Consider the following 12692-nt stretch of genomic DNA (forward strand, 5'->3'; position numbering starts at 1 on the left):
GTGGCGCGTCAGTCGCGGCCCAGCACCTCGCGATTATGCTGGCCAAGGCGCGGCGCAGCGCGACGCGGCTTCGGGCGCCGGCGATCGAAGGACATGGGCAGCCCCACCACCTTCGGTCCTTGCTCGGGCAGCGGCAGGATCAGGTCCATCGCGGCCATCTGCGCGGAATCCGTCACCTCGCCGATGTCGTTGACGGGGCTGCAAGGCACGCCCTGCGCTTCCAGCGCCGCGATCCACTCGTCGCGCGGGCGCTTCGCGAACTCGGCGGCGAGAAGCGGGATCAGCACGGCCTTGTTGCGCACGCGGTCGGCGCCGCGCAGGAAGCGCGGGTCCTCCGCCCATTCGGGGTGACCCAGCACGGCGGCGGCACGCGACCAGAGACGATTGTTGCCGGCGGCCAGCACCAGCGGCTGATCCGCCGTCTGGAACACCTGATACGGCACGATCACCGCGGCGCCCGTGCCGTGGCGCTTCTGCACCTGCCCGGTGGCGACGTATTGGTTGATCTGCCCCTCGACCCAGAAGGCCGCACTCTCGAAGAGCGAGGTGTCGAGGATGCAGCCCTGCCCCGTCGCCTCACGCTTCCGCAACGCCGCCAGTGCGCCGATCACGGTGAAGAGGCCGGTGGCCTTGTCGTTGATCGAGGCGCCGGCGAAGTTCGGCGGGCCGTCGGGCTGGCCGGTCACGCTCATCATGCCGCCATAGGCCTGCAGCAGCGGATCGAAGCCCGGGCGCATCTTCATCGGCCCGCGATCGCCGAAGGCCCAGATGGAGCAGTAGATCAGGCGCGGGTGGCGAGCACGCATCGCATCGGGGCCGATCCCCATCTCCTCCACCACGCCGGGGCGCAGGTTCTGGATCAGGATATCCGCCTCCTCGCAAAGGCGGTGCAGCGCCTCCAGGTCTTCCGGCTTCTTCAGGTCGAGGGTGATGCCGCGCTTGGAGCGGTTCTGGCCGTGGAAATACAGGCTCGTCTCGCCATCCGGGCCGAAGGGAGGCCCCCATGTGCGCGCATCGTCGCCGCCATCGGGCCGTTCGACCTTGATCACGTCGGCGCCCAGGTCGGCCAGGATGGCCCCCGCGAGCGGCGCGGCCAGGGCCTGACCCACCTCGATCACACGCACGCCTTCGAGCGGCAATTCCATCCGACGAATCTCCCGGTTCCTGTGGGGACGATAGGCCCGGCGGCTGCGCATGCGAAGGCTTGCAACGGAAAGTTGGAATTCCTACGATTTCGCGAGGGCCGCGAAGTGCCCTTCAGGAGGAAGGCCGCCCGTGTCGCAGCTTTACGCGGAAACGGACCACGCGCCGACGCTTGCCAAGCCCGATGGCGTCCGCCTCGGCGCGCTGGACGAGTTCGTCGGCTTCACCCTTCGCCTCGCGCAGGAAGCCTCATTCGCCGCCTTCGCGCGCCGCACCGGCGAGGCGTCGCTGCGCCCGGGCCGCTTCGCCATCCTGGTGCTGATCGATGCCAATCCCGGCATCTCCCAGACCGAACTCAGCGCGGCGGCGGGGCGCGACAAATCCACCCTCACCCCGGCCCTCGCGGATCTGGAGCGGCGCGGCCTCGTCGAGCGGCGGCGCGCGCCGAGCGACCGACGCTCCTACGCGCTCACCCTCACCGATGCGGGGCGCGAGGTGCTGCGGACCTTGTCGGAACACGCAGCGGCGCATGACCGCCAGCTCGACGCGCTGGTCGGCGAGGAGAACAAGGCCGCCTTCCTCGCCACGCTGCGCCGCATCGTCGCCGGGTTGTCCTGAGCATGGCCAAGCCCTCCCCCCAAGGCCGGACCACAGTGCGCGAGGCAGTGCTGGACCTGCTGCGCGATTGCGGCATGACCACGGTGTTCGGCAATCCCGGCTCCACCGAGCTCGGCTTCCTTGATCGCTGGCCGTCGGATTTCCGCTACGTGCTGGGCCTGCAGGAAGCCTGCGTGGTCGGGATGGCGGACGGGCATGCGCGCGCGACGGGCAACGCGGCCTTCGTCAACCTCCACTCGGCGGCGGGCGTCGGCCATGCTCTGGGCAACGTCTTCACCGCCTTCCGCAACCAGGCGCCGCTGGTGATCACCGCCGGGCAGCAGGCGCGCTCCCTCCTGCCCAACTTCCCCTTCCTCGGCGCCAGCGAGGCAGCCAGCTTCCCGCACCCCTACGTGAAGTTCAGTGTGGAGCCGGCGCGGGCGGAGGACGTGCCCACCGCGATCGCCCAGGCATACCGCGTGGCGATGCAGAAGCCCTGGGGACCGACCTTTGTTTCCGTCCCTGCCGACGATTGGTCGGCTCCATGCCATCCGGTGCGTGCACGGCGTGTTTCCGGCGATACGGCACCCGACCCCGCGCTGCTGGAGGAAGCGGCACGCGCCATCGCGGCCGCGCGCCGCCCGGTGCTGGTGGTAGGCCCGGAGGTGGACGCGGAAGGCGCGGGCGAGGCGGTGGTCGCGCTGGCGGAACGCATCGGCGCGCCGGTGCTCACCAGCCCCTTCTCCTCCCGCCTGTCCTTTCCCGAGGACCATCCGCTCTTCGCCGGCTTCCTTGCCGCCGCGCCGCAGGCCGTGTCGGAGGCGCTGATGCCGCACGACCTCGTGCTGGTGGTCGGCGCGCCGGTCTTCACCTTCCACGTGAAGGGCGAGGCGGGAATCTTTCGCTCGGACATCCCCATCCTCCACCTGACCATGGACGGCGCCGCCGCCGCTTCCGCGCCGTGGGGGACCAGCATTCTCGGCAGCCTGCGCCTCGCCCTGCCGGCGCTGGCGGCGCTGCTTCCCGACGGAAGGCGCCCCCTGCCCGCACCCAGGCCGCGTCCGGCCCCGCCCGCCGCCGCGCATCCCATCCCCCCCGCCTTCCTGCTGCACCGGCTGCGCGAGGTTATGTCCGACGACGCCATCCTGGTCGAGGAGGCGCCGTCGCACCGCCCGGCCATGCAGGCGCAGATGCCCATCCGGCGCTGGGGCGGCTTCTTCACCATGGCGAGCGGTGGGCTCGGCTACTCGCTGCCCGGCGCGGTGGGAATCGCCCTGGCGCGGCCGGAGCGGCGCGTGGTCTGCCTGATCGGCGACGGCTCCATGATGTATTCGCCGCAGGCGCTCTGGACCGCCGTGCAGCACCGCCTGCCGCTGGCCGTCGTGGTCATCAACAACGAGGGCTACGGCGCCATGCGCTCCTTCGGGCAGGTGATGCAGGTGCGCGACGTGCCGGGCATCGACCTGCCGGGCCTCGACTTCGCCAGCCTCGCCCACAGCATGGGCTGCCCCGGCCGCCGCGTGTCCCGCGCCGAGGAGCTGGACGACGCGCTGGCCGAGGCGCTGGCGGCGGAGGGGCCGATGCTGGTCGAGGTGGTCGTGGATGCCGCCGTGCCCACCCTCTACGGCAAGGCCTGATCGCCAAGCGCGTTGGCGCGGCGCGTTGATCTCCATTCCGGCGACGGGCCGGGACGCCAAAGGGAGGAACGAACGAGATGACGCAGTTCAGGCTTTCCCGCCGACTCCTGCTGGGCACGGCGCCGGCCGCGCTCGTCGCCCCTGCCCTCGCACAGCCGGCCTGGCCCACGCGTCCGGTGCGCGTCGTCGTTCCCTTCCCGCCGGGCGGGCTGGTGGACGTGCTCGCGCGCTCCGTCTCGCAGCGGCTTTCCGCGCAGCTGGGGCAACCCGTGGTGGTGGAGAACCGCGCCGGGGCGGGCGGCAACATCGGCGCCGATGTCGTCGCGAAGGCGGAGCCTGATGGCTACACGCTGCTGGCCAGTTCGCTCGGGCCGCTGGCGGTCAACCAGTTCATCTACCGCACCATGCCCTTCGACGCGCAGGCCGCCTTCACGCCCATCACGCTCCTCGCCACGACGCCCAAGGTGATGTGCGTCGCCAATGCGCGTCCCTGGCGCACCGTGGGCGAGGTGGTGGCCGCCGCGAAGGCAGCGCCGGGGCGGCTCACCGGCGGCTCGGCCGGGCCGGGCACCAGCCTCCACCTCGCGTTGGAGCTGTTCAAGCAGCGCGCGGGCATCGACATCAGCCACGTGCCCTATCGCGGCGCTGCGCCCGCGGTGACGGATCTCGTGGCCGGGCAGATCGACCTCGTCATCGACAACGTGCCCAACATTCTCGGGCAGATCCGCGGCAACGGGGTGCGCGCCGTGGCGGTGGCCACGGAGGAGCGCCTGCCGCAGCTTCCAGGCGTGCCCACCATGAAGGAGGCCGGGGTGGATTTCGCCTTCGGCACCGCCTTCGGCCTAGTGGCCCCGGCCGGCACCCCGCCCGCCATCGTCAACCGCCTCGCCGAGCTGGTCGGCGCCGCGCTGCGCGATCCCGAGATCGGCGGGCGCCTCGCCGAGCAGGGCGCCATCCTGGGCGGCAGCGGTCCGGCGGAGTTCGCCGCGCTGATCGAGCGCGAGCGGCGGACGCTGGAGCCGGTGATCCGCGCGGCGGGCATCCGCGCCGAGTAGCCTTCCATCCCCCTTGTATCGACCCCGCCGCTGGGGCTGATGTGGCCGGTGGAGAGCAAATCGGCGGGCGCCATGGACGCGGGACGAGTCGGGGCGAAGGGGCCCGGTGCGCTGGCGCGCGGGCGCAGCCTGAGGGCGATCCTCGTCGCCCTGGTCCTGGCCCTGGTGCTGCCCTCCGTCGTGGCGGGCGCCGTCACCTCCTGGCGACTGACCGCCGATGCGCGGCGCGTCACGGAGGCGCGGCTGCAGGACACCGCCCGCGCCCTGGCCCTGTTTATCGAGAGCGAGGTGGACACCAGCATCTCCGTCGCCCGCACCCTCGCCGCCTCGCCCCTGCTCGCGCCCGGAGCCGAGCTTCCGGTCTTCGAGACCTGGGCACGCGCCCTCGCCCCCGCCATCGCGAGCTGGGTCGTGGTGCATGACGCGGCGCCCGGCTTCCCGCAGATCCTCAACACCGCGCTGCCGCCGGGCGCGCCCCTTCCGCCTCCCGCCGCGCCCGGGCAGGGCGCCTTCAACGTGCTGCGGCGCGCAACGGAAACGCGCGACGTCGCGCTGTCCGGCTTCCTGATCGGCCGCGGTTCGGGCCGGCCCGCCGTGGTGATCACCGCGCCGGTCCTCGGCCCCGACGGGGCCGTCGCGCGGCTGGTGGTCATCGCGCTGGACCCGGCGCAGGTCGCGGAGAAACTCCGCGCCCGCGCGCCAGAAGGTGCCTTCGTGTCGGTCGCCGACATGGATGGGCGCATCATCGCCCGCTCGCAGAATCACGAGCGGCTGGCAGGGGCGGTGCCGCCCAGCCGGTCCGTTCCCGAGGCGGAGCGGGCGCGGCGGGTGTTTCGCGCCGTCGCCGTGGAGGGGTATCCGGCGCTGTTCTCGGCGCAGCCCATCCGAAACGCGGCCGGCTGGTCCCTCGTGGTCGGAATGCCGGAGCAGGGCTTCGTCCGGCGCCTGGTGACGCCGCTCCTCGCACAGATGGCCTTCGGCCTCGCCATCCTCCTCGTCGGGACGGCGGCCGCCCTGCTGCTGGCGCGCCGCATCCTCCAGCCCATCGCGTCGCTGGTCGCGCAGGCGCACGCGGTGACCGAGGGCGGCCCCCCCTGCCCCTCCGCCCGGTCCCAGCGGCATCACCGAGTTCGAGGCGCTGGGCCACGGTTTCCGCGAGGCCCAGGCGGCGATGGAGGCGCGCGGCGCAGCTCTGGCGGAAAGCGAGAACCGCCTCCGCCTCTTCGTCGAGCGTGCGCCAGCGGCCATCGCGATGTTCGACACGGAGATGCGCTACCTCGCCGCGAGCCGGCGCTTCCTTGCGGATCTCGCACTGGACGAAGCCGGACCCGAAAGCCTGACCGGCCGCAGCCACTACGAGTTCTTCCCCAACATCCCCGAGCATTGGCGGGAGGCGCATCGCCGCGCCCTCCTCGGCGAGACGCTTTCGGCCGACGAGGATCCGCTCGTTCTCGCCAATGGCCGCACCGAATTGTTCCGCTGGGAACTGGTGCCCTGGCGGCGGGAGGACGGCACGATCGGCGGCGTGATGCTCTCCTCGGAGGTGGTGACGGAGCGCGTCGAGGCGAGGCTGCGACTCGCCGCCAGCGAAGCGCGGTTCCGCGCCATGGCGGACAACGCCCCCGCCCTGATCTGGACCACGGACGAGAATGGCTGCTGCACCTTCCTGAGCCGGCCCTGGCGGGAATTCACGGGCCAACCGGAGGTGGAGGGGCAGGGGCTCGGCTGGCTCGACGCCGTGCATCCGGAGGACCGCGAGCGCACGCAGGCCGTGTTCCTCGACGCCAACGCCCGCGGCGCGCCCTATCGCGTCGAGATGCGGCTGTGGAACGCGACGCGGGGGGACTGGGCCTGGGTCATCGACGCGGCGAGCCCATGGCTCGACCCCGACGGGCGCTTCCTCGGCTATGTCGGCGCCGCCGTGGACATTTCCGAGCGCCGCGAGGCCGAGGCACGGCTGGCCGCGAGCGAGGCGCGGTTCCGCGTAGCCGTGCGCGCGGTCAGCGGCATCCTCTGGACCAACAATGCGCGCGGCGAGATGGAGGGCGAGCAGGAAGGCTGGGCCGCCCTCACCGGCCAGACCTTCGAGGAATACCAGGGTCATGGCTGGGCAAAGGCGGTGCATCCCGACGACGTCGCGCCGAGCGTCGCCGCCTGGGCCGAGGCGGTGCCAAAGGGCGAGGTGTTCCATTTCGAGCATCGCGTTCGCCGCCATGACGGCGCGTGGCGCCGCTTCGACATCCGCGCCCTGCCTGTCCGCTCCGAGCAGGGCGAAGTGATCGAGTGGGTCGGCGTGCACACCGACGTGACGGACCAGCGCGAGTCGGAGGCGGTGCTGGCGCGCGGCAAGGCTGAGCTGGAACGCCTCGTCGAGGAGCGCACGCGCGACCTGCGCGAGACGGAGGCGCGGCTCGCCCAAGCGCTGAGGGTCGAGGCGTTGGGCCGCCTCGCGGGGGGCATCGCGCATGATATCAACAACGTGCTGCAGGCGGTTCAGGGCGCCGCGGGGCTAATGGAGCGCCGCCCGGGCGACGAGGCTGCGACGCGCCGCCTCGCCCGCATGACCGCCGAGGCGGCGGAGCGCGGCGCCTCCATCACGCGGCGCCTCCTCGCCTTCTCGCGGCTGGGCGATCTGCGGGCCGACGCGATCCCGCCAGCCGATCTGCTGGCCGACATGGGCCACCTCCTCGCCCACACGCTCGGCGACGCCATCACCGTGCGGATTGAGGCGTCGGAAGCGCTGCCACCCCTGCTCGCCGACCGGCGGCAGCTGGAGACGGTGCTGATCAACTTCGCCACCAATGCCCGCGACGCGATGCCGGAGGGCGGCTCGCTCACCTTTTCGGCGCGCGCCGTGGCGGCTCCTGGACAGGACGCACCGCAAGGCCTCGCCGCCGGGCGCTACGTGCGGCTCGCCATCGCCGATGACGGGCCGGGGATGACGCCGGATATCCTGGCGCGCGTCACCGAACCTTTCTTCACCACCAAGCCGCAGGGCCAGGGCACCGGCCTCGGCCTCGCCATGGCCAAGGGCTTCGCGGAGCAATCGGGCGGCGCCCTCGCGATCGAGAGCGCGCCAGGGCGTGGGACGGTGGCGAGCCTGTTCCTGCCCGTCGCGCCGCCCTCCTCCGTGGCTGACAAGCCCGGCGAAGCGCCGCGCGCCCCGTCGCGCGGGCGCATCCTGCTGGTGGATGACGACCTCATCGTGCGCGAGGTGACGGCGGAACAATTGCTCGAGGATGGCTACGAGGTCGTCTCTGCCGCCTCCGGCGCGGCGGCGCTGGAGATGCTGGGGGAGGTGGCGCCCGACCTCCTGCTGACCGACCTTTCCATGCCGGAGATGGACGGCGCGACGCTGATCCGCGAAGCGCGGGCACGGCGGCCGGGCCTGCCCGCCCTCCTGCTCACCGGCTTCGCCGACCGCGCCGCGGACCTCGCCCAAGGAGGCGAGAATGGCTTCGCCCTGCTCCGCAAGCCGGCGACCGCCCAGGAACTCGCCGCCTCCATCACGCTGCTGCTGGAGAAACGCGGCGGCTGAGGCGTTTCAGTCCCGGTAGCCCAGGTCCCGCAGCGCCGCGATGCTTTCCCCGGCCGAGCGGTGGTGGATGAAGGTGCCGCCCTTGCGCTCCCACCCTTCGCGGGCGGAGGCGCGATCATCCACCAGCACGTGGCCGCGGCCCGACCAGCGCGGCTTGTCGCGACTCATGCAGGTGATGACCGGGACATGCGCGCCCAGCATCCGCGCCACCCAGCGGCGCTTCTGCTCCGGCGCCCAGCTCCCGAGCGGCAGGCCGGTGAGGATGGTGGGCTTGTGCGGCGCGCAGAAGCGCCATAGCGCCTCCGCATCCTCCATGAACTCCAGCGTGTCGAAGAAGGCGGGGGCGCGGGATAGCGCTGCCCACATGGTCTTCAGCGGAAGTTCTTCCGGCCGCCGCCCCGTCACCGCCAGAACGCCGCGATCGAAATCCGCCAGCACGCCGTCGAGGTCGATAAACAAGGCCACGGGTCAGACCGTCCCGCCCGGCCAGCACGGGATCGAGCGTTCGGGCAAGGGGCGTGGGTGCGGCACCTGCATCCATCGTTCCAGCGTCGGATCGGGCCAGGGGGCGATGTAGTGCGACCAGTCCGTGGTGTCGCGGAACACGGATTGGCGCGCGGCTTCCAGCACGGTGCAGCGCTCGCTCGCCTCCCAGGGCTCGTGCTCGATCAGCAGGCTCGCTTCCATCAGCGAACCGGCAAAGGCGATGGCCGCCACGCCGCGCAGGAAGTTCCGCCACCCGCCGGGCGGCGCCTGCAGCAGCGCCGCGCCCCCCGCCACGGCGAGGATGGCAAGCGCCGCCTGCGACCCGCGCGAAGCGGCCTCGTTCCCGGGTCCGAAGACATAGAGCGGCACGATGCAGAGCAACGCCGTCGCGCCCAGCAGGATGCGCCCGCGCAACAAGGCCCAGGCCGGAATGGCCCAGGGCAGCACCTCGACCGCCAGGAAGATGGGCCAGCGATACCAGCCATCCTCGCGCATCGCGAACAGGAAGCCATGCGGCACCCGCCCAGCCCCGGCGACGAGGTAGAGGCCGAGCGGCACGAAGAACCCCACCGCGAGCCAGTTGGCGGGCGAAGCCACGGCCTCCCGCCAGCGACCGGCCAGCAGCACGGCGGGGATGGCGAGGGCCGCGGCCCCTGCCGTCGCGACAGGGCTCCAGAAGGCGGCAGAGGCGAGCAAGGGGCCGAGCGCGACGGCGAAGCCCGCAGTGCGGCCATGGCGCAGCAGCATCAGCGCGCACAGCCAGGCCGGCAGGGTGTGGTTGGGCGCCCAGAGCATGGAGGTGACGTGGCCCGGATATTGGAAGGCGCGGTTCCACCACTCGCCGCCCCGCCCCCAGGCGGCGAACGGCCCTGTGCCGAAGCGCCAGTCGAGGACGACGTTGGGCAGGAAGTCCAGCCCACCGAAAAAGACGAAGACCAAGCCCAGCATCAGCGCCGACACCCCGAGGCGCCTGGCAAGGCAGGTGAGCATCATCAGCAGCAGCCCGAGCGCCGCCCCGGTCCAGAGCCAGAGCGCCACCTGCGCCCCCTCGAACCCCACCAGGCGGCCGACCGCGGCGGCGGGAAGGAAATAGCCGAGCGGCGCGCGCAGCAGCCAGATCACCTCCTCGTCATAGGCGACCGGCCAGGCATAGACGGCGAGGTCGCGCAGCACCGCGTCGCGCACCTGCCAATCCGCCGTGGCGTAGAGCCAGTGTGCCGGTCCCGCCGCCCCGGCCCAGACCAATCCGGCGAGGAGGCACAGCAGGGTGGTGCGGCTCCGCAGCGGCCAGGGGCCGCGCCATCCGGGGGCGAGGGCGACGGCCGCAGCCCCGGCCCCGCCGGCCAGCAGCGAGACCCAAAGCTGCGCCCAGCCACCCAGGAACAGCAGTCCCGGCAGGAAAAGGAAAGTCAGGGTGAGGAGGAAAAGCCGGTCTGGCACCTCGCGTCCCAGGGCTTCGTCGAGGCTCATCGGCGCGGGGGCTGTCATGGCTCGTTCCGCGGCACCCGCGCCATTCCTGTGAGGGTTGACCACGCTCAGCCCCGGGCGATGCGTTCTGCCCCCGCCATGAAGGGCCGAAGCACCTCCGGCACCGAGATCGAGCCATCGGGCTGCTGGTGCGTCTCCATCACCGCGAGAAGGGCGCGCCCCACCGCCACGCCCGAGCCGTTGAGGGTGTGGAGGAACAGGTTCTCCTTGCCGCGCCGGAACCGCGCCTTCATGCGCCGCGCCTGGAAGTCGCGCGTGTTGGAGCAGGAGGAGATCTCGCGCCACGCCTTCTGCCCCGGCAGCCAGACCTCCAGGTCATAGGTGCGGGCAGCGCCGAAGCCGGTATCGCCGGCGCACAGGAAGACGCGCCGCCAGGCGAGGCCGAGTTCGGTCAACACGCGCTCGGCGCAGCCCGTCATGCGCTCGTGCTCCGCGTCCGACTGCTCGGGGGTGCAGATGCTCACCATCTCCACCTTGGAGAACTGGTGCTGGCGCAGCATGCCGCGCGTGTCGCGCCCGGCCGCCCCCGCCTCGGACCGGAAGCAGGGGGTGAGCGCCGTGTAGCGCAGCGGCTGTTCCGGCTCAGGGATGATCTGCTCGCGCACCAGGTTGGTCAGCGGCACCTCGGCAGTCGGGATCAGGTAATGCTCGCCCGTGGTGCGGAACAAATCCTCCTCGAACTTGGGCAACTGGTTGGTGCCGAACAGGGCGGGCGCCTTGACCAGCACGGGGGGCGAGACTTCCTCGTAGCCGTGCTCGGACACGTGCAGGTCGAGCATCCACTGGCCGAGCGCCCGCTCGAGCCGCGCCAGCGCCCCCTTCAGCACCACGAAGCGGGAGCCGGACAGGCGGGCGGCGGCCTCGAAATCCATCAGGCCCAGCGCCTCGCCCAGCTCCCAATGCTCCTTGGCGCCCGGGATGTCGCGGGGTTCGCCGTGCCCGCGCAAGACGACATTGGCGGTCTCGTCGCGCCCTTCCGGCACCTCGGGGTCGAGGAGGTTAGGGAGGGCAGCGAGAGCTTCGTCCAGTGCCGCCTCCTCCCCTGACGGGCCGGCGGCGGAGAGGGCCGCGACCTCGGCCTTCAGCCGCCCCGCCTCTTCCTTGTCGCCGCGCTTCATGGCGGCGCCGATCTCGCGCGAAAGAGCATTACGTCGCGCCTGCGCACCCTCGGCAGCGGTGATCGCCGCGCGCCGCGCCTCGTCCAGGGCAAGGAGGCTCGCGGCCTGCGGCGGCAGGCCGCGCCGCGCCATGGCGGCGTCGAAGGCCTCGGGGTTGGAGCGGATGGCGCGGATGTCGTGCATGGCTGCCCCTTACGGCAGCTTGGCGCGCCCGTCCACGAACCGCCTCAGGTCAGATCGGGATCGGGCTTCGGCGCCATCCAGCGCGCCGCCAGGATGCTGATCTCGTAGAGGACGATCAGCGGCAGGGCGAGGCCGACCTGGGAGATGACGTCGGGCGGGGTGATGATCGCCGCCAGCACGAACATGCCCACGATGGCGTAGCGCCGTCCCTTGCGCAGGCTGTCCACGTTCAGAATGCCCACCTTGCACAGCAGCGTCAGCAGCACCGGCATCTGGAAGGCGATGCCGAAGGCCAGGATCATATGCATGACCAGCGACAGGTACTCGCTGACCTTCGCCTCCAGCTGGATCGGGATGGAGGTTTCCCCGGCCGGCGTCTCGAAGGAGATGAAGAAGTGCCAGGCCATCGGGAACACGAAATAATAGGCGAGCGCCGCGCCCAGCACGAACAGGAAGGGCGAGGCCAGCAGGAAGGGCAGGATGGCCCGCTTCTCGCTGCGGTAGAGGCCGGGCGCGACGAAGAGCCAAAGCTGCGTCGCCCAGATCGGGAAGGAAAAGAACAGGGCGCCGAAGAAGGCCACCTTCAGGTAGGTGAAGAAGGCTTCGTACAGCGCGGTGAAGATCATGCGCCGGTCGCCGCCGCCCTGCTCCTGCAGGATGTTGGCCAGCGGCGCGGCCAGGAAGCCGTAGATCTGCGTCGAGAAGTAGTAGCAGACCGCGAAGGCCAGGATGAACGCGCCGATGGACCAGAGGAGGCGCTGGCGCAGCTCCATCAGGTGCTCGATCAACGGCATCGGCTTGTCGTCGATCGGATCGTCGTCCTGGGCGGTGTTGCTCGACATGGGTGGCCTTCTCCCTCAGCCCTGGCGCGGCGCGGCGCTGGACAGGGCGGGGGGCATCTCGGGTTCGGGGGCCACGGGCGTCACGCCGGGCGGCGGGGCCGGGGTGGCGGGTGGGACAAAGGAGGGAGCGTCCGCGGCGGCGGGCTTCGGCTCCTCCACCGGCTTGGGCGGCGCCATGGTCTGGGGCGGGATCATCGCCGGGGCGTCGGCCACCTCGCGCGCCGTGGGCGGCGGCGTCCAGACCGGGGCAGTATTCGTGTCGAGCGGGTTCTCGCTGAAGGTCTTGGTCAGCGTTCCGTCGCCGTCCACGTGCTTCTTGAGCTCGCCCTTCAGGTCGAAGGAGCGGATTTCGTTGATCGTGCCCTTCACCTCGGCGATCTGGTTGCGGACATCCTCGAGATTGGCCTCGCGCACCAGCTCGTCGGCCTGCTGCTGAAAGGAAGCGAGCTGGCGCTTCCCCTTCTTGATGAGGTCAGCGACGCCGCGCACCGCGCCTGGAAGGTCCTTCGGGCCGATGACGACCACGGCCACGACGGCGATCAGCGCGATCTCTGACCAAGCTAGGTCGAGCATTCCATCCCCAGTGCGGAAGAAACGGTGTTCTA

General features: G+C 71.6%; 10 protein-coding genes. 4 read left to right on the forward strand and 6 right to left on the reverse strand.

From position 1 onward, the window contains the following. Window positions 1-8 precede the first annotated feature (8 nt). Window positions 9-1145, reverse strand: a complete 1137-nt coding sequence (locus tag OF850_RS11640) for a CaiB/BaiF CoA transferase family protein (protein WP_301590282.1) — start codon at window positions 1143-1145, stop codon at window positions 9-11. A gap of 130 nt (window positions 1146-1275) precedes the next feature. Between OF850_RS11640 and OF850_RS11645 the strand changes: the two genes are divergently transcribed. The 4 genes from OF850_RS11645 (at window position 1276) to OF850_RS11660 (ending at window position 7970) form a co-directional block, all read left to right on the forward strand. Further along, the gene (locus tag OF850_RS11645) at window positions 1276-1761 is read left to right on the forward strand and encodes a MarR family winged helix-turn-helix transcriptional regulator (RefSeq protein ID WP_301590283.1); all 486 of its coding nucleotides are present in this window, start codon (window positions 1276-1278) and stop codon (window positions 1759-1761) included. 2 nt (window positions 1762-1763) lie between these two features. Continuing rightward, complete coding sequence (gene mdlC / locus OF850_RS11650) at window positions 1764-3377, forward strand: benzoylformate decarboxylase (protein ID WP_301590285.1); 1614 nt, start codon at window positions 1764-1766, stop codon at window positions 3375-3377. Window positions 3378-3454: 77 nt separating this feature from the next. Then, window positions 3455-4432, forward strand: coding sequence for a Bug family tripartite tricarboxylate transporter substrate binding protein (locus OF850_RS11655; protein ID WP_301590287.1), 978 nt, complete (start codon window positions 3455-3457; stop codon window positions 4430-4432). A gap of 1171 nt (window positions 4433-5603) precedes the next feature. Continuing rightward, window positions 5604-7970: a PAS domain S-box protein gene (locus OF850_RS11660; protein ID WP_301590289.1), complete on the forward strand. Its 2367-nt coding sequence runs from the start codon at window positions 5604-5606 to the stop codon at window positions 7968-7970. Window positions 7971-7976: 6 nt separating this feature from the next. Here OF850_RS11660 and OF850_RS11665 read toward each other — a convergent pair whose 3' ends face one another. From OF850_RS11665 to tatB, 5 genes are read right to left on the reverse strand one after another with little or no spacing between them, the layout of a single operon-like run. Then, on the reverse strand, window positions 7977-8435 hold the full coding sequence (locus OF850_RS11665) for a hypothetical protein (RefSeq protein ID WP_301590291.1): 459 nt from the start codon (window positions 8433-8435) through the stop codon (window positions 7977-7979). Between the two features lie 3 nt (window positions 8436-8438). Continuing rightward, a complete protein-coding gene (locus OF850_RS11670; protein ID WP_301590293.1) occupies window positions 8439-9944 on the reverse strand; it encodes a hypothetical protein in 1506 nt (501 codons plus the stop codon). A 47-nt stretch (window positions 9945-9991) separates the two neighbouring features. Continuing rightward, window positions 9992-11245: a serine--tRNA ligase gene (gene serS, locus OF850_RS11675; RefSeq protein WP_301590295.1), complete on the reverse strand. Its 1254-nt coding sequence runs from the start codon at window positions 11243-11245 to the stop codon at window positions 9992-9994. A 44-nt stretch (window positions 11246-11289) separates the two neighbouring features. Beyond that, on the reverse strand, window positions 11290-12087 hold the full coding sequence (tatC, locus tag OF850_RS11680; protein WP_301590297.1) for a twin-arginine translocase subunit TatC: 798 nt from the start codon (window positions 12085-12087) through the stop codon (window positions 11290-11292). A 15-nt stretch (window positions 12088-12102) separates the two neighbouring features. After that, on the reverse strand, window positions 12103-12660 hold the full coding sequence (gene tatB, locus OF850_RS11685; RefSeq protein WP_301590299.1) for a Sec-independent protein translocase protein TatB: 558 nt from the start codon (window positions 12658-12660) through the stop codon (window positions 12103-12105). Between the last annotated feature and the right edge of the window lie 32 nt (window positions 12661-12692).

Source organism: Sabulicella glaciei (assembly GCF_026183895.1).
In the GTDB taxonomy this organism is placed as follows: Bacteria; Pseudomonadota; Alphaproteobacteria; order Acetobacterales; family Acetobacteraceae; genus Roseococcus; species Roseococcus glaciei.

What these genes read in the sequence shown, in the direction of transcription:
- OF850_RS11640 (WP_301590282.1), bottom strand. Translation starts at nt 1,145, where the DNA reads ATGGAATTGCCGCTCGAAGGCGTGCGTGTGATCGAGGTGGGTCAGGCC.
- mdlC (WP_301590285.1), top strand. Translation starts at nt 1,764, where the DNA reads ATGGCCAAGCCCTCCCCCCAAGGCCGGACCACAGTGCGCGAGGCAGTG.
- OF850_RS11655 (WP_301590287.1), top strand. Translation starts at nt 3,455, where the DNA reads ATGACGCAGTTCAGGCTTTCCCGCCGACTCCTGCTGGGCACGGCGCCG.
- OF850_RS11660 (WP_301590289.1), top strand. Translation starts at nt 5,604, where the DNA reads ATGGAGGCGCGCGGCGCAGCTCTGGCGGAAAGCGAGAACCGCCTCCGC.
- OF850_RS11670 (WP_301590293.1), bottom strand. Translation starts at nt 9,944, where the DNA reads ATGACAGCCCCCGCGCCGATGAGCCTCGACGAAGCCCTGGGACGCGAG.
- serS (WP_301590295.1), bottom strand. Translation starts at nt 11,245, where the DNA reads ATGCACGACATCCGCGCCATCCGCTCCAACCCCGAGGCCTTCGACGCC.
- tatC (WP_301590297.1), bottom strand. Translation starts at nt 12,087, where the DNA reads ATGTCGAGCAACACCGCCCAGGACGACGATCCGATCGACGACAAGCCG.
- tatB (WP_301590299.1), bottom strand. Translation starts at nt 12,660, where the DNA reads ATGCTCGACCTAGCTTGGTCAGAGATCGCGCTGATCGCCGTCGTGGCC.